General features: G+C 35.0%; 17 protein-coding genes. 2 read left to right on the forward strand and 15 right to left on the reverse strand.

All coding sequences use genetic code 11. The annotated features are described in order from the left end of the window. Nucleotides 1-153: 153 nt before the first annotated feature. Nucleotides 154-963, reverse strand: a complete 810-nt coding sequence (locus tag A3GU_RS0103100; RefSeq protein ID WP_018366083.1) for a purine-nucleoside phosphorylase — start codon at nt 961-963, stop codon at nt 154-156. Nucleotides 964-1,033: 70 nt separating this feature from the next. Then, the gene (rpiA, locus tag A3GU_RS0103105; RefSeq protein ID WP_018366084.1) at nt 1,034-1,717 is read right to left on the reverse strand and encodes a ribose-5-phosphate isomerase RpiA; all 684 of its coding nucleotides are present in this window, start codon (nt 1,715-1,717) and stop codon (nt 1,034-1,036) included. Nucleotides 1,718-1,878: 161 nt separating this feature from the next. Here rpiA and mnmE point away from each other — a divergent pair, with 161 nt between their 5' ends. After that, on the forward strand, nt 1,879-3,255 hold the full coding sequence (gene mnmE / locus A3GU_RS0103110; protein WP_026216428.1) for a tRNA uridine-5-carboxymethylaminomethyl(34) synthesis GTPase MnmE: 1,377 nt from the start codon (nt 1,879-1,881) through the stop codon (nt 3,253-3,255). A gap of 88 nt (nt 3,256-3,343) precedes the next feature. On the opposite strand, the gene pepV is transcribed toward mnmE, so the two are convergent. The 5 genes from pepV to pynA form a co-directional block, all read right to left on the reverse strand. Then, nucleotides 3,344-4,747: a dipeptidase PepV gene (gene pepV / locus A3GU_RS0103115; protein ID WP_018366086.1), complete on the reverse strand. Its 1,404-nt coding sequence runs from the start codon at nt 4,745-4,747 to the stop codon at nt 3,344-3,346. 87 nt (nt 4,748-4,834) lie between these two features. Next, the gene (locus tag A3GU_RS0103120; protein WP_018366087.1) at nt 4,835-5,437 is read right to left on the reverse strand and encodes a nitroreductase family protein; all 603 of its coding nucleotides are present in this window, start codon (nt 5,435-5,437) and stop codon (nt 4,835-4,837) included. Nucleotides 5,438-5,745: 308 nt separating this feature from the next. Beyond that, nucleotides 5,746-7,521, reverse strand: a complete 1,776-nt coding sequence (gene uvrC, locus A3GU_RS0103125; RefSeq protein ID WP_018366088.1) for an excinuclease ABC subunit UvrC — start codon at nt 7,519-7,521, stop codon at nt 5,746-5,748. 183 nt (nt 7,522-7,704) lie between these two features. After that, entirely contained in the window at nt 7,705-9,078 is a 1,374-nt protein-coding gene (locus A3GU_RS0103130) for an NAD-dependent succinate-semialdehyde dehydrogenase (RefSeq protein ID WP_018366089.1), read from the reverse strand. Nucleotides 9,079-9,153: 75 nt separating this feature from the next. After that, on the reverse strand, nt 9,154-9,852 hold the full coding sequence (pynA, locus tag A3GU_RS0103135; protein ID WP_018366090.1) for a pyrimidine 5'-nucleotidase PynA: 699 nt from the start codon (nt 9,850-9,852) through the stop codon (nt 9,154-9,156). Between the two features lie 80 nt (nt 9,853-9,932). On the opposite strand from pynA, the gene A3GU_RS09915 reads away from it, so the two are divergent. Next, the gene (locus A3GU_RS09915) at nt 9,933-10,139 is read left to right on the forward strand and encodes a cyclic nucleotide-binding domain-containing protein (RefSeq protein ID WP_018366091.1); all 207 of its coding nucleotides are present in this window, start codon (nt 9,933-9,935) and stop codon (nt 10,137-10,139) included. Nucleotides 10,140-10,699: 560 nt separating this feature from the next. Here A3GU_RS09915 and mprF read toward each other — a convergent pair. From mprF to msrB, 8 genes are all read right to left on the reverse strand, one after another. Further along, entirely contained in the window at nt 10,700-13,228 is a 2,529-nt protein-coding gene (gene mprF, locus A3GU_RS0103145) for a bifunctional lysylphosphatidylglycerol flippase/synthetase MprF (RefSeq protein ID WP_018366092.1), read from the reverse strand. Next, on the reverse strand, nt 13,228-13,953 hold the full coding sequence (locus A3GU_RS0103150; RefSeq protein ID WP_018366093.1) for an alpha/beta fold hydrolase: 726 nt from the start codon (nt 13,951-13,953) through the stop codon (nt 13,228-13,230). The genes mprF and A3GU_RS0103150 overlap by 1 nt, the downstream gene beginning before the upstream one ends. Before the next feature lie 211 nt (nt 13,954-14,164). After that, on the reverse strand, nt 14,165-14,782 hold the full coding sequence (locus A3GU_RS0103155; protein WP_018366094.1) for a hypothetical protein: 618 nt from the start codon (nt 14,780-14,782) through the stop codon (nt 14,165-14,167). 176 nt (nt 14,783-14,958) lie between these two features. Further along, a complete protein-coding gene (locus A3GU_RS0103160) occupies nt 14,959-16,125 on the reverse strand; it encodes an alpha/beta hydrolase (RefSeq protein ID WP_018366095.1) in 1,167 nt (388 codons plus the stop codon). A 169-nt stretch (nt 16,126-16,294) separates the two neighbouring features. Further along, nucleotides 16,295-17,314, reverse strand: a complete 1,020-nt coding sequence (locus tag A3GU_RS0103165) for a YeiH family protein (protein ID WP_018366096.1) — start codon at nt 17,312-17,314, stop codon at nt 16,295-16,297. A gap of 128 nt (nt 17,315-17,442) precedes the next feature. Next, nucleotides 17,443-18,297, reverse strand: a complete 855-nt coding sequence (locus A3GU_RS0103170; protein ID WP_018366097.1) for an aldo/keto reductase — start codon at nt 18,295-18,297, stop codon at nt 17,443-17,445. Nucleotides 18,298-18,441: 144 nt separating this feature from the next. Continuing rightward, nucleotides 18,442-19,626, reverse strand: a complete 1,185-nt coding sequence (locus A3GU_RS0103175) for an Mbeg1-like protein (protein ID WP_018366098.1) — start codon at nt 19,624-19,626, stop codon at nt 18,442-18,444. Between the two features lie 87 nt (nt 19,627-19,713). Beyond that, nucleotides 19,714-20,151: a peptide-methionine (R)-S-oxide reductase MsrB gene (msrB, locus tag A3GU_RS0103180; protein ID WP_018366099.1), complete on the reverse strand. Its 438-nt coding sequence runs from the start codon at nt 20,149-20,151 to the stop codon at nt 19,714-19,716. Nucleotides 20,152-20,158 lie beyond the last annotated feature (7 nt).

Consider the following 20,158-nt stretch of genomic DNA (forward strand, 5'->3'; position numbering starts at 1 on the left):
TGATATAGGAGCTGACAAACGTGGATTTTGACGAATATTTAAAGATTAGCTTTGGTCCATCATTTGCTTAAGTTTATTTATTAAACCAGCTCCCACTCCTTTCTTTATTTTTAATTTTTTATAAACATAAAAATACTTGCTACTTTTTCTAAATTATAGTTCTTTAAGAATTGCCTTGATTAGGCCTTTAAAGTTCTCTTTGATTTTCTCAGTCACTTCAACCACTTCAGCATGATTTAATTCAGATTGGAAACCTGCTGCAAAGTTAGTAATAGCTGAAATTCCTAATACCTTCATACCAGAATGGACAGCTACGATAACTTCTGGTACCGTTGACATTCCAACAGCATCTGCTCCCATTGTTTTAAAGGCCCGTATTTCTGCAGGTGTTTCATAAGTTGGACCAGAAACTCCTAAATAGACACCACCTTCAAGTTTAATTCCTAGTTGGTCAGCTACCTTATTTGCTACTTGACGGTATGATGTGGTATAAGCATCTGACATATCAGGAAAACGGGGGCCAAATTCTTCAAGGTTTTCACCAATAAGAGGATTATTACCTGTAAGATTAATATGATCAGTAATCGCCATTAGGGTTCCTGGGCCATAACCAATACCACCAGCAGCATTGGTTACAATAAGACCAGTAGCTCCTAAGGCCTTCATTACACGGACTGGGAAGGTTACTGTTTCAATAGGATTTCCTTCATAATAATGAAAGCGTCCTTGTAAGGCTAAAACCTTACGACCAGATAATTCCCCATAAACTAGCTTACCTGCATGGCCAACAACTGTTGATTGGCCCCAATTGGGAATATCTGCGTAGTCAATTACAATAGAATTTTCAACTTCTTCTGCCAATTCACCAAGGCCTGATCCTAGAATAAGACCAAAGTCAGGTTTTTCAATCCCTTTTGACTGTAAATAAGCTTTTGTTTCATTAATTTTACTTAGCAATGACATCTCTCATCTCTCCTTTATTTGTTAAGATTAATTATAATAGTTTAGTTAATAAGAATTAGTAATCTGGGACTTATTTGTTAGTGGGAGCTTCTAGAACCTTGACACCATCTCTTCCAGCCACAATCACCTTATCAACCATTTGATTAAATAAGCCATGCTCAACAACACCGACTGTCTTATCAAGCATTTCTCCAAATGCTAGTGGATCTTTTATGCATTTTAAGTTTAGATCGATGATAAAATTTTGCATATCTGTTAGCAGTCGCTTATTATCTTTCATTCTAAAGGATGGTTCATAGCCCTGCTTTTCAAAAACACGATAGAGTCGCTCTGCGCCATATTGAACAACCTCTACTGGTAATTTAAAGGCCCCAAGATAATCAACCATTTTAGATTCATCAACAACCCAAATATAGTCTTTAGTAGGAGTCGCTACAATCTTTTCCATTAGTAAGGCCGCGCCGCCGCCTTTAATCCCATTAAAACATTTATCAACTTCATCAGCACCATCTACAGTCACGTCAATTGAGTCAATGTCATCTACAGATTTTAAAGGAATGCCTAATTCTTGAGCCTGCTTAGTGGTTGCACTGGATGTTGTTACACCAATCACTTGCAAACCTTCTTCTTTTACACGTCGTCCAATTTCCTCTACAAAGAAATAAGCAGTTGATCCAGTTCCTAGACCAATGGTCATTCCATCTTCTACATATTGCGCAGCTTTGACACCAGCAATTTTTTTGAGCGCTTCCATGGTTCCTCCTTAAACAAATGTCTTCTAGCACTTTATTATAACATGAAAGCGCCAACTTGTTAATGGGAATTCTGAAACTGTTTGTAAAATTAAGATTAGAGGGCTTCATTTTGCAAGTGAAAACCTTGCTTTATAGTCAGACTTATTCTAAAATAAAAGACATGACTATAACTAAAGAATTTGATACAATTACTGCTATTTCAACACCTCTAGGGGAGGGGGCAATTGGTATTGTGCGTCTATCAGGAACAGATGCCCTAACAATTGCTCAAAAAGTATTTAAGGGAAAAGACCTAAGAACAGTTTCTTCTCATACAATCAACTATGGGCATATTATTGACCCTCAAAAAAATGAAATTCTTGATGAGGTTATGCTTACAGTGATGTTAGCACCTAAAACCTTCACTCGAGAAAATGTTGTGGAAATTAATACCCACGGTGGTATCGCTGTTACCAATGAAATTTTACAACTCCTAATTAAGCATGGTGCACGCATGGCAGAGCCAGGAGAATTCACTAAGCGTGCTTTCTTAAATGGACGTGTCGACTTGACCCAGGCTGAGGCTGTCATGGATATTATAAGAGCTAAAACTGATAAGGCTATGAATATTGCCGTCAAACAACTAGACGGTTCCTTATCACAGCTCATAAGCAAGACACGCCAAGAAATCCTCAATACCTTAGCTCAGGTTGAAGTTAATATTGACTACCCTGAATATGATGATGTTGAGGAAATGACAACTGCCCTCCTAAAAGAAAAAACAAGTGAATTCCAAAGTCTCTTAGAAAATCTCTTACGTACAGCTAAACGAGGAAAAATCTTAAGAGAAGGACTTTCTACAGCAATCATTGGTCGCCCAAATGTTGGAAAATCAAGCTTACTCAATAACCTTTTACGTGAAGAAAAAGCTATTGTCACTGATATTGCAGGTACTACTCGTGATGTTATTGAAGAATATGTCAATATCAAGGGTGTTCCTTTAAAACTAGTTGATACAGCTGGAATACGTGAAACTGAAGATTTTGTCGAAAAAATCGGAGTGGAACGTTCTAAAAAAGCATTAAATGAAGCTGATTTAGTCCTACTTGTCCTAAATGCTTCTGAAGAACTGACCTCAGAAGATAAAATGCTCTTAGATCTAAGTAAGGATGCAAATCGAATTATTCTACTTAATAAAACAGATTTACCTGAAAAAATCGAACGAGACCTACTACCAAAGGATAGTATTCCTATTTCTGTTATTAATAATGAAAATATTAATCTTATCGAAGATAGAATTAATCACATCTTCTTTGATAATGCTGGTCTAGTAGAACAAGATGCTACTTATCTTTCTAACGCAAGACATATTTCCTTGATTGAAAAGGCTGTTGCTAGCTTACAGGCTGTTAATGAAGGATTAGCAATGGACATGCCAGTTGATCTCCTCCAAGTTGACCTCACCAGAACCTGGGAAATCCTTGGTGAAATTACTGGGGAAGCTGCTCCTGATGAACTTATCACACAACTTTTTAGTCAATTTTGTTTAGGAAAATAGTAAGAATTGTCTAGAATTTCTACAAATAATTTCTTATACTTAGAAAGCAAAAACTGGAAGCTCAAATGAACTTCCAGTTTTTCTATTCTTATTTAATTAACTCGTAGATAGCTTCTGCATAAATAGCTGCTGATCTAAAGATATTGTCTAATGGCATATATTCATTAGCCTGGTGCATAGTATTTTCATCACCTGGGAACATTGCTCCAAAGGCAACACCACGTTCTAACAAACGACCAAAGGTTCCCCCACCAATAACTTGTTCATAGCCTTTCAAACCTGTTTGCTTTTCATAGACACTTAACAAGGTTGAAACCAAGTCATCATCTATTGGCACATAATGTGGTTTATGCTCATGTTCTGATAGACTTACGCCACTAATACCTTCTAGTTTTTCTAAGCCCGCTTTGAGAGTAGCTGCATCTGTTCCTTTAGGGTAACGGAAATTTAAGGCGATGGTATTATCATTTGAATCTTTGTCAAAGTTAAAGACACCAGCATTCATGCTAAGAGCACCCATCTTATCATCACTATAGGCTAAACCAAGTTTTTGAGCATCAAAATCCTCATGCAGAGTATCACCTGCGATGCTTAGAAAGGCTTTTGCAGGGCCTTGGAAATCAAATTGGTTTAGATATTTTGCTAGTAAGGTTGCACCATTTATACCAAGTTCTGGTGTTGATCCATGGGCAGACTTACCAATAATTGTTACTTCAATATCGGAACCATTTGCTTCAATAGAACCATCAACCTTATGTTCTGATAAAAATTGTTCTAAAGAAGCTTGAAGCACATTAAGAGGATGTACAGAACTGATTACTGCCTTTGCAGATTCTGGGACCATATTTTCGCGAAGTCCACCCTTAAAGGAATGAAGGACAAAGGCTCCCTGATTCTGACCATTAAAATGAAGATACTCTGTGATATTACCTTTTTCCCCATTGATAATTGGAAACTCTGCATCAGGTGAAAAACCAAAATCAGGATTCTTTAAGCCATTGTGAGCAAAATAATAGTCCATATCGCCCCAACCAGATTCTTCATCTGTACCAACTACAAAACGAACCTTTTTAGAAACTGGTAAGCCTAACTCCTTAATAATTTTAAGAGCATAATAACACGCTAAGGTAGGGCCTTTATCATCAGATGAGCCACGCGCATAAATCTTATTGTCTTTAATTACTGGTTCATAGGGGGCTGTATCCCAGCCACTTCCTGCAGGAACAACATCTAAGTGTCCAAAAATACCAAGCACTTGATCTCCCTGACCAAACTCAAAATCACCAGCGTAATTATCAATATTACGTGTCTTGTAACCATCTCGCTCTGCCATGGCTAAAAAATGCTCCAAAGCCTTAACAGGTCCTGGTCCAAAAGGATGCTTTTCATCTGCTTGGGAATCATCACGTTCTGAATTAATGCGTAGCATGTTCATAAGGTCTTCGAGCATGGCTTCTTTTCGTTTATCAACTTCTGCTTTAAAATCAATCATCACATTTCTCCTTTATTTTTTAATTGCCTTTATTTATCAATTTTTAACTTAGAATAAGTTCTCTACTAATTACTTCGCCTGAGTCTCTTAACGCTTTTCAATAAGTTCATCCACAGGCAAACGGTAGCTTGGTTCTACAACCTGATCACTATAGCCGACTGTTATGAGAATTTCTGGGCGGAAACGTTTATCGACGTCTAAAATGGCATTGGTTTGGCTCTTGTCAAAGCCTAAGATCATGTTTGAAGCTATCTTTTGGTCAGTGAGAGCTAGGACCAAATTCATTGCAACTAAGCCAGAATTAAAAGCTAAATACTCACCTTTAGTAATATCATCATAGGCAGCATAACGCGGAGGCAGAGTTTCCATATAGTAGCCAATTAAATCATCTGGGAGCGACTTAACCCCAATACGGGCAATTTTACGAGACCTTTGTACTAAATCTGTATCTGAGAAAATAGCTACTACATACTGAGCTTCTTCAATTTGCTTTTTATTACCTAAGACCATATCCTTAGCTAACTCAGCCTTTTTTTCTTTAACAATGACAAATTTCCATGGTTGAATGTTATTTGCACTTGGAGCCAAGGTAGCAATTTCAATGGCAGTTCGCAAATCTTTGTAATCAACTGGCTGATTATTAAAAGATTTAACAGCATGGCGTTTTTTATTTAACTCAAGAAATTTCATATGGAACTTCCTATCTATTCTGAATTTTTAGTTTTTACTATTTTACCATAAAATAGCTTTAACTTCTTCTATAAAAAATAGGGAACGTTGTGCATTTCACTTATAATACTAATTAGCTCTATTTTCTTGCTACTTTTCTAACCCCTTATTATACCAAGTAGAAGAAAATGAAGATGCCCCTAAAATCACATCATAAAAACCAATACATGATTACATGTGCTGGTTTTTTTTATGGTATCAGTTAATGTCTATAGCCTCATTTACAGGAAATCATTACCTCTTTAAACATATTTGTAACTTATTAATACTTAATGCTTAGAAAATTTTTCCTTAAGCTCTTCTGCTACTTTTCTAGGAATCCCTATGGCTATAATATCTTCTAAGCTTGCTTTTTCAATATTAGGTAGACTTTTAAATACTTTCAATAATAATTGTTTTCTTTTCGGACCAAGTCCAGCAATAGCATCCAATTTTGATGAAAAAGAGTTTTTACTTCTAACCTGCCTATGGAAGGTAATAGCAAAGCGGTGCACCTCATCTTGAATGCGATGAAGCAAGAAAAATTCTTCTGAATTTCGTGGAAGATTAATAACGGTCAAAGGATCTCCAAAAAGTAACTCTTGAGTTTGATGCTTATCGTTTTTTTGTAGGCCAGCAACAGGAATAGTCAAACCAAGCTGATTCCTAATAACATCCTTAGCTACATTAACTTGGCCTTGACCACCATCAATAATAATCAAATCCGGAGCCTGCAAATCATCCTTGAGAACACGACTGTAGCGACGGTAAATTACCTCTCTCATACTTGCGTAATCATCAGGGCCTTGGACAGTTTTTATTTTAAACTTACGATAGTCTTTTTTACTTGGTTTACCATCTACAAAAACAACCATGGCAGCAACAGGACTGGTCCCTTGAATATTAGAATTATCAAAGGCTTCAATCCTTCTTGGCACCTTAATAGCTAGGAGATTGGCCAAATTTTCAACAGCACCCTGTGTTTTTTTCAAATCTTTTTCCAAAAGATCAAACTTTTGCTGGAGACTGACTCTGGCATTTTTAGTTGCTAAAGCTACTAATTGTTTCTTTTCTCCTTTTTGTGGCTTAATAATTTTAGTAGGAACAACTGCCTCTACCAATTCTTGGTCAATATTAGAAGGAATAAAGACCTCCTTAGGTAGAAAATGCTTTTTATCTTGATAAAACTGCCCTATATAGGTTAAAAAATCTTCTTCTGCTTCATTATAATATGGAAAAAGGTTGACATCCCGTTGGATTAATTTACCTTGTCTAACAAAGAAAACTTGTACACACATCCAGCCCTTATCGACATAATAACCAAAGATATCCCTATCTTGGAGGTCTTTACTCATGACCCTTTGCTTAGTTCTCATAGTAGCAATGCCAGAAATCAAGTCTCTGTACTCTGCTGCTCTTTCAAATTCCATAGCTTGAGAAGCTGTTAACATCTTATCTTTCAAGGAATTAAGAATCTTATCATCCTTACCATTTAAGAACTGTTTAACGTCATCCACTAGGCTGTCCCAATATGCCTTATCTGTATGGCAAATGGTATGGGCATTGCATTGCCCTAAGTGATAATAAAAGCATACCTTGTTAACGGGATTCTTACATTTCTTAAAGGGAAAAATCCTATCTAAGAGCTTTTTGACTTCGTTGGCAGTATAGGAATCTGGGTAGGGGCCAAAATAGAGGCCATCATTTTTTTTAATCTGTCTGGTAATTAATAAGCGAGGGAAAACATCACTGGTAATCTTAATAAAGGGGTAAGACTTATCATCCTTAAGTTTGATATTATACTTGGGCATATTTTCTTGGATAAGATTAATCTCCAAGAGCAGAGCTTCTGTATTAGAACTTGTAACAATAAATTCAAAGTCTTCAATTTCAGAAACCAGGATTTCTGTTTTGGTATCATGGCTTCCTCGAAAATAAGACCTTACCCTATTACGTAAATTTTTAGCCTTACCAACATAAATAATGGTGCCATTCTTATCTTTATGCAGATAACAACCTGGACTATCTGGTAATAATTCTAACTTGTGCTTAATCAGTTCATTCATGACCCTATTTTATCAAAATTTATGTCTTTTGGCCTAAAAAAGAACTAGCTTACTCTAATCCCCACGGTGTGTTCCACTCCTGAATAAATCTAAAAAGATTATTCCCCACATATAATGAGATTTTAGGCCAGAAAAAAGACCTAACAGACTAATAGCTGCTAAGTCTTTTGAATAGGATAGAGCCTATTTTTTTGGAGTATAGATTAAATGCTCATTGACAAAAGCATCAAAGCCGAGTTCACTTAATTCGCGTCCGTAACCAGAATTCTTAATACCACCAAATGGAAGTTCAGGAAGACTAGCCCAACCAGAATTAATAAAGGTCATACCGGTTTCAATTTTAGCTGCAACTTCTTGTGCATGTTTTGCATCACTACTAAAGACAGTACTACCTAAACCATATTTAGAATCATTAGCAAGTTCTATAGCTTCTTCTTCAGAAGCAACTTTATAAACAGAAGCTACTGGTCCAAATATTTCTTGATGGAAAATTGGGTTTTCTTTAGTAATTCCAGTAATGATTGTTGGCATAACAAAGTTACCTGGATGATCAATTGCTTCATTACCATATACTAATTCAGCCCCATTATCCAAAGCAAGTTTGATTTGTTTTAAAGTATCTTCTTTGGCAGCTTGAGAAGACAGAGGTGCTAGGCTAGTTTCTGGGTCCATAGGGTCACCCCATTTAGCAGTTTTAAAGACTTTTGTAATCAAGTCAAGGAAACGTTCATGATCTTTTTCCATGACAATAAAGCGTTTAGATGAGGTACATACTTGACCAGCATTATAAAGGCGAGCAAAGAAGAGGATTTTTTCCAGTTCATCCCAATCTGCATCATCTAAGACAATAAAGGCATCATTACCACCAAGTTCTAGGGTAGATTTTTTCAAATTCTTACCAGCTGCCTCAGCAATGGAAGCTCCACCACGTTCAGAACCTGTCAAGCAGGCTCCTGCTACACGCTTGTCAGCAATAATAGATGACACTTGATCATAAGTAACAAATAAGTTTGTAAAGGCTCCCTTTTCAATACCAGCTTCAAGAACTAATTCTTCAAAAGCCTTTGCAGAGCGTGGACAAATTGAAGCATGTTTTAATAGCATTGGGTTACCAACAATAAAGTTTGGTGCAAAGACACGCATGATTTGATAGTAAGGGAAATTCCAAGGTTCAACAGCCATTAAGACACCTGTAGCTTGTTTGAGATAGTAGGCATCCCCTGAATCCGTTTCTACTGGTACTGGAGCTAAAAAGTCATCAGCCTTATCTGCATAATAGTCAGCAATATCTGCACATAGGTCAACTTCCCCTTGTGCTTCGCTAAACAATTTTCCCATATCCTTGGTCATGATTTCAGCATACTTATCACGATCACGACGTAAAATTGTTGCAACTTGATGTAACTGTGTCTTCCTATCTTCTAAACTGTCTTCTTTACGCCATTTTTTATAAAGAAGATGAGCCGATTCTAGGATATCTTCCAATTCCTGATTGGTCATATTATCGTATTCATGAAGAACTTCATTAGTGTAAGGATAAATAGTTTTATAAGCCATAATAATGCCTCCTTCTGTATTACCCTCAGTTTAGCAGAATTTGGAATCGATTTCAAAAATCTGCTACGGAATATTTTAAGATGGTTGAGGTAACAGCAGTTGCCCAAGTTCCTTAAAGCTACTAATTTCAAAGGTAGTTTGAGCATTACTATTATTTTGTAAGTGGTTTGGATTATACCAAACAGTATCGATACCTGCATTATTTCCTCCCTGAATATCAGCAGTGAGACTATCACCAATCATTAAGGTTTTATGTCTCTGATAATGAGGAATCCTCTGGCCAATCCAATCAAAGAAATACTTATCTGGTTTTTGACTAGCAGCCTGTTCAGAAATGAAAATATCGGAAAAATAGTGCTTAATATCAGATGCCTGCAAACACCCCATTTGAATATCCGTAATACCGTTAGTTACTGCAAAAAGCTGATAGCCTACTGTAGACAAAGCCTTGAGAAGCTCTGCTGCTCCTGAATAGGTTTGCCCTTGCTTTTGTAAATGAGTCTGGTAAGTCTGAGCTAAGCTTACGCCATCTACCTCAATATTAAAATGGGCAAAAAGTTTGGCAAAACGTGTATTCACTAATTCCGACTTAGTCATTTCTTTTAATTCCAAAGCACGCCACATAGCTTTATTCATAGGACGATAATAATTTTTATAGGCTGCAATATCCTTAACGTTGTATTCCTTTAATAATTCTGTTAAGGCTACTTCCTCGGCTAAATCAAAATCTAATAAGGTATGATCTAGATCGAAAAGAATCAGAAAAAACTCCAACTTAGGCTTTACACTTACATTTTAGCGATTTTAAGATAAAATAGGTATGAGAAACCTCATAGTTTGGAGAAAAATAAAAAATGTATACTGAAAGCTTAGCCTGTTTAACTCAATCAGTCCTTGAAAAATCCCAAGACTTAGAACTTAAAAACAAGGAGTGTCTTAACCATTGTGGACAAAAGCTCACTCATCTTTACTACATTATCAATGGTAAATTAAAAATTTCCTATCTTTCAGAAAATAGTAAGACAGTCCTACCCCATTTTTTAAAAAAGGGGATTGGATAGGAGAACTAAGCTTTTTAGGTATTGAAGATGAGATAAAAGATCTTGTTGCTATTGGTAATAGTCAGTTACTAGCTATTCCTGCAAATTTGGTAGTATCAGAACTTCTCACTCATTCTGATTTTCTTCTTACAATGAGTCAATTTATTGGGAAAAAATTATTAGAGAGAAGCGAACACTTTTCCAAAAATTAAAGCTACCAACTTAAATACCGTTTAGCTACTTTTATCCTAGATGCCTCCTATAACAACACTTATAGCGAAAAGCATACTATTGCTTGTGATTATTTGGGAGTCAGTTACCGTCATCTTTTAGAAATCTTTAAGGAATTCCGTCAAGAAGGTCTAATCATCAAAAATAAAAAAGGGACTTTTACCATTAACTCTTCAAAATTAGAAGAGTATCGTATTAAATAGATACCTTTGTCAACAAAACTTCTTTTTTTCACACACTAGTCATATAAAAAGACACTCATGTTAGTAAACTAGGCCTAATTGTTAGTTTTTTAGCTAACTTTTCTAGGGTAGTTCATACAACTTAAGTGTCTTTTGACTTTAAAAACATTAAGAGGACTTAGCTTGATTATCTATTAAGAAAATAGCAATCATATCATAAATCAACCAATTTTGTCTCGGGTAAGCAATATATTTAGATTGCCAAATAGGGTTGAATTTTTGCTTATACTGTCTCAAACCAGCAAAAGAGTAAAAACGAGAAGATAGGGAATAAATAAGATATGCTAATTTTTCTTGTAGGAAACTATCTTCCATATTACCGACATTAGAAAGGGGAGCCATTCCTAAATCAAAGTAATCAACACCTGCTTCTTTAAAATAAAGGAACAGATTAACAAATAAATAGTCCATTATACCATTAGGTGCTAACTCCAGATGATAACGCATCAAATCAATGCTAGCAACTTTATTATTATTAGTAGGTAAGAAATTAACAAATGCCACAATTTGTCCTGAACTATCTTTCACCACTGCTAATGGCGCCAATTGAAGATAATCTACTTTAAAAAAACCAAGGGAAAAACCCTTTTCTTTTCTACCATTTAACCAACTAGTAGAGACAGCTCTTAAGTCTTCTAGCAATTCCTGGCTATGAGGGGCTTTTAACACTTGAAAATAATACCCTTTTGCTTCTATTTTATTAATTGCAGAGCGATATTTCTTATGCTGCTTGCCTTCTAAAGAAAAGGTTCTTAAATCAAGTCGGGCACTTTCACCAAACTTCATAAATTCATATCCAAAATCATGCAACAGTATGGTGGTTTCATGACTTACTTCATAGAAAATCAAGGTCATGTTTTGTCTTTTAGCATGTCTGATAAAGTCAGCTATCGCTTCTCTTACGTAAGTCAAATCACCAATAGGGTCTGACATAACAATACATTTATTATTTTTGATAGAGAATTGAAAAACAATACGGTCTTCTTCTTGAACCTGATACCAATACAATAATTTATCACCAAGATAAGCTAGACTAGCTTCACTATCAGTGGGATATCTATCTACTAATTGCGTGAAACGTTCCGAATCAAGTACACTTCCAATCTCTGGCTTATGTCTGCTAGCTAAACTAATAACCACATAGTAAACCAAAAGACTAATGATTGCTAGAATAAAAATATGACTCCAGGAAATTACATAATGCGTAAAACTAACTTTATGACTTTGATGACTGATGGCTAAAATATGATAACCCCCTGAAATCAAAAATACCAGTAAAGTAGTGGCAAAAAGGAGAACATCTTTACTTAAACTTTCCCAAGTATAAATAAAGACTTTTCGGTTCAAACCTTTTCTGATACTAAAAATCATTAGATAAGCTAGTATGAGAAAGAAACTCGTTGGAATAGATAGATCATTTAAATTAATATAAATAATAGTTATGAAAAAGAGAAAATGACTAAAAGATATGGAAAAACTTAGACGACTTCTTACAAAACGTGCTAAGATAAAAAACAAGCCACCAAGTAGAATACTTGGAAACTGCCAGATTAACTGTGCTTGAATGGGGTCTAGCTTGCCAATCAAAGGTAAGTGCCCAACCTTATCAGGAATTAAAGCAGATAAAATCATAAAAAAGCCAAATAGCCTTAGAAAGAGGATTTCACCATTTTCAATCAGTAATTGTGTTAATTTATCTGGTAAACCTAGATATTTTTCATTTAAACGGCCACCCATATGTTTTATAAAGAAAAAGATTCCTATAAAAAAAGGAAGAATGTAATAAAAGAGTCGGAAAAGTAAAATCCAAGCAATTACTTGAGTACTCTGAAGACCAAGTCCTGTTAAACCTGTCATCATCATAAGGTCAAAACTTCCAATTCCACCGGGAATCATTGATAAAATCCCTACAGAATGAGCAATTACCAAAATAGGAAAAACACTTAAAATAGGTAGATGGATCCCCATCAGACTGCCAATACTAACAAAAACAATCCAAACTCCTAACCATTCCAAAAAAGAACTTGCTAGTAAAGTTACAATTGAAGATTTCCCTAATTGCCCAAAATAAGGCAATTTCTTTTGACTGGAAATTATTAAGATAAAAGGTAAATAAGAGGCGATTGCTAACAGAAGGGGCCAATATTGCACAATACTCTCATCCGTAGGAAGAAAGGTAACAATCCCTAAGGCAAATAAAGCAAAGAGAGAAAAACCTGTCATAAAATAAGGTATGACACGTGAAATCCCCTGCATACTTTGTTCCGTATTTTCTTCATTAGAGTAAAAAGAATAGCGTAAGCCAATATCAACAAGTCCTGCAAAACCAATAAGATTATTAAAGGAATTAATAGTCCAACTGGTTTCTAAAATATATTTCAAAGGAAATTGACTCTTGATTTCCTTATTTAAGATAATATCATAGGCTAACATAGGAAGGAGGGCAAAGAGGCCTAACAATCCCATAGTAGCAATTGCAAGAGGAGATAACTGTGCAAATATATGGCTAAGCTCTGATATGGATATGGTCTTTGATAACCTTATGATTTCATTTATAACCAATACCAAAACCGATATAAAAAATATGAGTTTAATGGTAAATTCCCATTTTTTGATAAACTGAATAAATTTCTTCATTAATTTTTTCCTTTCTGGATTTGGAGGATCAGTTGCTTGATATAGTCATTAAATAACTTTGGATTCTTATTAGCAATGTTATGTCCCATGCCCTCAACAATTTCTAACTTACCCTTAGGAAAAAAATTAGCCATTTCTTGTGAATGACTATAGTCAATCATATCCTTTTCCCCAACAAGAACTAAGGTTGGTTTGCAAAAGCTGTTTAATCTATCCCTATTAACCGAAACATCTTCTGCTAATAACGTGGCTACGGCTAATTTATCTTTGAAATAGCTAGAAAATTGAGCTAAGAACTTTAGTAGGGCAATTTCTATTTTGACCCCTAATTTTACCAGCGACCCTAGTCCAAAAAACCTAAAATTACTACCATTTAACAAAAGGCCCGCAACTCGATCTGGATATGTTTGCACATAAGTTAAAGCAACATTCCCTCCATCACTATGGCCTACAATAAGGCAAGAAGAAATCGATAAATTGTCCAGAACTGTTTCAATGTCATTTGCTAATTGTGGGAAGGTTAAGGGCCTTCTTCTGTTTCGTATGGAATAGCCATGGCCACGGCTATCAATAAAAATCAAGCGAAATTCCTTGGATAGTTCCTTTTGACGTTTGAAATAACGGCTATTTTTATTATTACCATGTAAAAATAAAATAGGAAATCCCTCACCTATATCTTCTACATATACCTGACTCTGATCTGCCATTTTCATCCATTGTTTCATAAGAGGACACTTTCTCTACTTTAGCTAATACTATATCTAAAGTAAGTATTTTTATAAAATTATAACACATTGCTGGCAAATAGGTTGTGCTCTTACCTTAGTAGGAACTGCTAAAAAATAAAAAGCATGTACAAATGAGCTTTTCAGTCCTTGCACAAACTTTTTTTAAACTATGGGATAACTCTAATTAAGCTATAAACAGAATAACTGACTAATAAATACCTCTAATAACCTCAACTCTGGTAATAAGGTCTCCATGCATTTTTTCAATTCTAAGGGCTACATTGGTCAAGTATAAAACAGAGCCAACAGAGATAGTTCTATCTTCTTCATTTAACTTACGTGTGATAAATGTTCGTAAGCTTTCTTCCTTATCTCCTTTGATATTAACATGGGCAATAATATTTACCATCTTAAGTTTCAAACTCCCTCTGACAATAACACTTGTTGAATTGTCAAATTGGATAAAGAGATACCTTCTAATAGCAAATAAGAGAGCTACTGCTACAATTCCTATTAAAAAATTAAGCATGCTGGCATGTTCAACTATTAATTGACGCGTTAAAGCAAATAATAAAACTTCAATAACAGTACTGGGCGAAGGCTTTGACAACATTTTTATTAACTCCACCCCAACTGCTATAGTCATGGATCTTGCTAAAAAGAGTTGAAACATAGCATCAATATCTGGTTGTTGGTTAAGAAAACCTGATAAATCTGTAATTAAAGAGTAGGAAAAAAAGATAAGGGCTAACGTTAAGATGGTAGACAGTAAAATCTCCAAATAATAGGCTGCCTCAGTAACCAAGTCTTGTAAATATTTTCTCACAGATTCTCCTTTTTCCCTATCCCATCTTAGATAAAATGAAATAGTTTGATAACTTTATTTAATTAATAGTATCATAAATTTTAAAAATCAAATAGTCCTAAACACAATATTAAAGTAAATATTGTAAAAAGGAGCTTTAAGCTATTTAAAACATTAGCATCTAAAGGCATGTAAAACTAGTTGGACATATATTCCTTGAACCAGTCCTTACTTAAATTCAAATAGGCCTGACTGCCTAAGTTCCCATCAATTCTGTCAAAGGCATGATTTGTATAAGGAAAGATAACTAATTTGTTGGGAATATTCCTTTTCTTCAAATCAGCTGCTAAATCATAGGTTGCTTCTTGGGGAACTAAAGTATCTCTTTGCCCAGCTAAAAAAAGTGTTGGGGGAGTCTTATCAGAAATGGCATTCTTAGGAGTGAGATCAGCATAGGCCTTAGGTAATTGATCCGGTCTGCCACCTAGATAGGCCATGACCATTCGTTTAGCAATATCACCTTTTGCCAAATCATTGTTATCATAAAAACTTTTTGGACTAGCAACAGGGTAAGAAACAGAGACTGCTTTTACCTTAGGTAATTTTGTGCCATCTACTTGCTCATAAGTTCCATTATTAATCTTATATGCTAGTTCTAGGGCCAAGTTACCTCCTGCTGAAACCCCTGTCACAAATAAATGATCCGTTGAACCACCATAATCTTGAATATTATTTTCAATCCAGGCAAAGGCCTGTGTTAATTGTTTTTCGGTGAGACTTGACAAATGGCGATGACGACTTGATAAATCATAGTCTAAACTCACAACGACATAATTATCTTTGGCAAAAGACTTCCAATAGTAAGAATGAGAAGACCTATGTCCTGCCACCCAGCCACCTCCATGGATGTAGACTAGTACAGGCTTATTTTTAAGACGATCATCAGTATGATAGATATTTAATTTGACATCCCCATGTGGTGATCTTGTATAAGTTTCAGTAGCCACCTCTACTCCTGATATATCTTCTAGCTGATAGGATTTTAGAAAGTTAGCTTCAGCACCTAAGTGATTAATAGTTGTTTGGACATCTATCACAATATAAAATCCAATCAATAAACTGATAAAAGCTGTAATAGCATTTAGGCTATGCCATTTACTTTTTTTATAATTCAAGGAAATCCATAAGCTGACTAGGAATAAAAGAAATAAAAGAGGTAGCCAAACCCTGACATAAGGAACTGTGTAGTGGTTAGCAAGAGATCCTAGGTAGGGAATAGGAAAAAGAGTTGCTAGATTAAAGACCAAGATAGTTACTATAATGCACTCCAAAATAAAAAAAAGAAACTTCTTAAAAACTCTCATAACACCTCCAAAAAAGCTCTCTTTTATTAGATTATCAAAACTTATTATGACTTGCAAACAACTAATGCCAAAAGAAAAACTAAAACAGAAACTGTTAACAGTTTTAGGCAACCATTACTTAATTCCTATTTTAGTTTTTATAAAAATCCTAATAAAGTAAATTGACTTCCTACCAAGTTCCTAACAAGATCTGCATCAAAAGACTCATACATGAGATAAAAAACCAACATACAGCACCTAAGACAATTGCTTGACCACCTCTTTTAAGAAGCTTAGGAAGATTGGTGTTTAAGCCTATAGCTGCCATAGCCATAACAATAAAGAATTTTGACAGAGTTTTTAAATAAGCAAAAAAAGACATTTCAAAGCCCACAATTCCTGCAAGTGTTGTTAAGAGCGAAGCTATTAAGAAAAATAAAATAAAGGTCGGAAATGTTTTTGTTAACTTAAAAGTTCCCTCACTTTTTTGAAGTTGATCTTGTTTTGACCTGTATAAAGCTAAGCCTATGGTTATGGGGATAATAGCAAGTGTTCGAGTTAATTTTACAATGGTGGCTGCTTCAAGTGTATTAGACTGATGAATAGCATCCCATGAGGCGGCTGTTGCTGTTACAGAAGAGGTATCATTAACAGCTGTCCCTGCAAAAAGAGCAAAGCCATGATTAGAAAGTCCAATGAGTTGGCCAAGACTAGGAAAAATAAGGGCAGCTAGGATATTAAATAAAAAAATTACAGATATAGCTGTAGCGATTTCCTCATCTTTAGCATCAATAACGGGTGCAGTCGCAGCAATTGCTGAACCACCACAAATAGAGGAACCAACTCCAATTAAAGTGGCTATTTTAAGGTCCAGATGTAAGTATTTTTGCAACAAATAGGCTACTACTAAAGAGGTAACAATAGTTGTTACAATAATAGGTAGTGATTGCATACCAACTTGCATGACCTGACTTAAATTAAGTCCAAACCCCAACAAAACAACAGCTATTTGTAGAATGTATTTTGAAGTAAATGAAATCCCTACTTGTGTCATATTGCCTATGGGATAACTAAGAGTGACTAGCATTCCTAGTAAAATAGCAAATACAGCTGCTCCAATTAAAGGTATTAGCTGTCCTAAAAACCAGGCAACTGTGGCAATTAGTAAACAAAGTAGAATCCCAGGTAGTTTTTTTATAACGCTTATCATCAGGGGCTCCTTTTCTCAATCTCTATTATAAAACTTTTAAAATGTCTTGTAAAATTCGCTAAACTTTCCAAATGGAGCACTTTTTAATATAAAAAGATGACCCTATTTAGCGCAGCCATCTTCTTATATTATTTACCACTAAAGACTGGAAAATTGGCATATTCTCCATAATCTACAAACTTAACTGATTTTAAAAGAGCCATATCCTCACGAGAAATTGTAAAATCTAAGGTCATGTTACTTAGCATATGTTCTGGGTTTTCTGCCTTAGGAAGGGCAACCATGCCTAGTTGTAAAATATATTGAATGCTTAATTGTACACTAGAAACATTGTATTTAGAAGCTACTTTTTTCAAAATGTCATTTTTCAGAGCTTGTCCATGAGCAATAGGAGAATAGGCTTCTACTACTATGTTATGTTCTTTACAATAATCAATTAAGGCAAAAGGTGTATTGCCGATATGGCTTAATATTTGGTTAACAGCTGGTTTTTTATTACTATTTTTTAGAATATTTTCAACATCTTTAATGAGAAAATTTGAAAGTCCTATTGATTTTACTTTGCCAGCTTTTTGAGCATCTTCCAAAGCCCGCCAAGCTTCTAAATTTCCCTGATCAAAGTTTTTATCACTTGAGCGCCATTCAGACCAAGGCTGAGGGCTATGAATAATCATCAAATCAAGGTAATCTAATCCTAGATCTCTAAGTGATAGGTCAATTGATTGAGAGGCATCTTGATAATTTTTATGCTCAGCTGCTACCTTACTGGTTACAAAGATTTCTTCTCTAGGAATGCCTGATAGAAAAATACCTTTACCCACTCCAACTTCATTTTTATATGCTTGAGCAGTATCAATATGACGGTATCCAAGTTTCAGAGCTTGTGATACAACACGTTCAGCCTTATCATTCTCAACCAGCCAAGTTCCCAAACCTAGGATAGGAATAGCTGTTTTGTCATTCATCTTAAGAACTTCTCTCATAAGTTTATGTCCTCCTTATACCTAGCTTCATTATAGCATTGATCATAGACCTTGGGTCAAGTAGAAAACTTAGGATAAAAGAAGTGATAAATCAATAAGAGAATTGTAAAAAAATGAGAATAAATCTATTTTAAAAAAGCTAATTTAACTCTTTTTAGAATGCTTTTTCCTGCTACTTCTATGTAAAATTTCCGTCACTTTTTCTTGTACTTTGAGATTTACTCCCCTTCTGCGATAACCAGTATAATTATGAATAAGTTGCCTGATAGATTTTACCATAATCGCTTTTTTGAAATGGTCAATTGATCTGAGACTCGCTAGAACTTTAAAAAAAGTATGGAAAACATGTTCATCCAATGTAAAGGCATTAAGGCTTGTAATACCACTTAAAAATAAGGCATCAAAAAAACTGTCACAAACTAGCTTTAGATCTTCTTTAGACAATTGATTTGTCCAAGCCTTAAATGTTAATTCTAGGCTAAGACTTAAACTTGAGGGCTTATCTACGCTAATAAATTCTCCATCAAGTCTGACCTGCCAATTAGAGGTTTTATGCTGTAAAAGCCCAAAAGAATTACTTTTAACAATTTTAGGTTTGACATCACTATAGAGCATAACACCGACAATCGATTCCTGGGGCCTGATAAGTATTAGTCGCTCTCTTACTCGCTTATAAGCCTCTGTTTCAAGCATTTCTTTTGAAAGGCCTGGAGAATCAAGTAAATAGGCTTTTTTTACTCGTTTTTGTAAGCTGTTTAATAATGAAGTAAAAGCATACAAGGCTAAATGCCCCCCCTTAGAATGACCTGTCAAAATGACCTGCTCGTCTGGGTTCTTTTCCAGGTAACTCGATAAATAAAGAAGAGCTGATTTTTGTGAAGCAATGGCATTCATATATGTCAGCTTAAAATCTTCTTTCCAGCCAATCAAGCTATCATCTGTTCCTCGAAATACGATCTGGGTATGACAAATCGAAGGAATCTTAAAAACCATGGCTGCAAATTGCTTCTCACTCTCAGGATCAATGTCATTAACATAATGAGATAAGCTTAATTCTTTAAACCGTTTAGAATCTCTTAAGGATCTAAACAGGGCTACCCTTTCTTTACTAATCAGAAAGTTATAGACTGTATTTTGACTGTCTTGCCCCTCATCCACTAAGATAGATGATAAATCAATCAGGCTATCTTCTTTAATAACATCAGTGACTAGAACATCAAAAGACAAATAACCAATTTCATTAATAGCTACAATGTCTAATTCATTTAAGGGCAACTCTTGAAAACTCTTATCTTGATTCCATTTAATATAGTCTATTAAGGTAGACAAACTATCACCAACTTTCTTTATAAAGTCATCTTATGATTTCAAGAAATGACTAATTTAAAATTGTCTAGAAAAGATTGGTTTTTGAGTTTACTTTTCTTCAAAGAGACTTAAATACTTACCATAACCTTCTTTTTCCATATCAGCATAAGGGACAAAACGCAGAGCCGCAGAGTTAATACAATAACGGAGGCCTCCTTCTTCCTTTGGGCCATCAGTAAAAACATGACCCAGATGGGATTGTGCCTGTCTACTTTTTACTTCAACACGACGCATGCCATGAGAAGAATCTTCATGATTAGTTACTTTTCTATTGTCTACGGGTTTTGTAAAAGCAGGCCAACCACAACCTGAATTAAATTTATCCAAGGACGAAAAAAGGACCTCTCCACTTACAATATCAACATAGATACCTTTTTCAAAAAAGTCATCATAGTCCCCTGTAAATGCTCTTTCTGTTGCAGCTTCCTGAGTTACTTTATAAGATAAATCTCCAATACGTTGACGTAGTTCTTCTTTTGATTCCATAATAATA

This window comes from Streptococcus didelphis DSM 15616, from assembly GCF_000380005.1.
Lineage (GTDB): Bacteria > Bacillota > Bacilli > Lactobacillales > Streptococcaceae > Streptococcus > Streptococcus didelphis.

Coding starts and splice junctions, on each gene's coding strand:
- A3GU_RS0103150 (WP_018366093.1), bottom strand. CDS start 13,953: ATGAAACAATGGATGAAAATGGCAGATCAGAGTCAGGTATATGTAGAA.
- uvrC (WP_018366088.1), bottom strand. CDS start 7,521: ATGAATGAACTGATTAAGCACAAGTTAGAATTATTACCAGATAGTCCA.
- msrB (WP_018366099.1), bottom strand. CDS start 20,151: ATGGAATCAAAAGAAGAACTACGTCAACGTATTGGAGATTTATCTTAT.
- A3GU_RS0103165 (WP_018366096.1), bottom strand. CDS start 17,314: ATGATAAGCGTTATAAAAAAACTACCTGGGATTCTACTTTGTTTACTA.
- rpiA (WP_018366084.1), bottom strand. CDS start 1,717: ATGGAAGCGCTCAAAAAAATTGCTGGTGTCAAAGCTGCGCAATATGTA.
- A3GU_RS0103170 (WP_018366097.1), bottom strand. CDS start 18,297: ATGAGAGAAGTTCTTAAGATGAATGACAAAACAGCTATTCCTATCCTA.
- A3GU_RS0103160 (WP_018366095.1), bottom strand. CDS start 16,125: ATGAGAGTTTTTAAGAAGTTTCTTTTTTTTATTTTGGAGTGCATTATA.
- A3GU_RS0103120 (WP_018366087.1), bottom strand. CDS start 5,437: ATGAAATTTCTTGAGTTAAATAAAAAACGCCATGCTGTTAAATCTTTT.
- A3GU_RS0103100 (WP_018366083.1), bottom strand. CDS start 963: ATGTCATTGCTAAGTAAAATTAATGAAACAAAAGCTTATTTACAGTCA.
- A3GU_RS09915 (WP_018366091.1), top strand. CDS start 9,933: ATGTATACTGAAAGCTTAGCCTGTTTAACTCAATCAGTCCTTGAAAAA.
- mnmE (WP_026216428.1), top strand. CDS start 1,879: ATGACTATAACTAAAGAATTTGATACAATTACTGCTATTTCAACACCT.
- mprF (WP_018366092.1), bottom strand. CDS start 13,228: ATGAAGAAATTTATTCAGTTTATCAAAAAATGGGAATTTACCATTAAA.
- A3GU_RS0103130 (WP_018366089.1), bottom strand. CDS start 9,078: ATGGCTTATAAAACTATTTATCCTTACACTAATGAAGTTCTTCATGAA.
- pepV (WP_018366086.1), bottom strand. CDS start 4,747: ATGATTGATTTTAAAGCAGAAGTTGATAAACGAAAAGAAGCCATGCTC.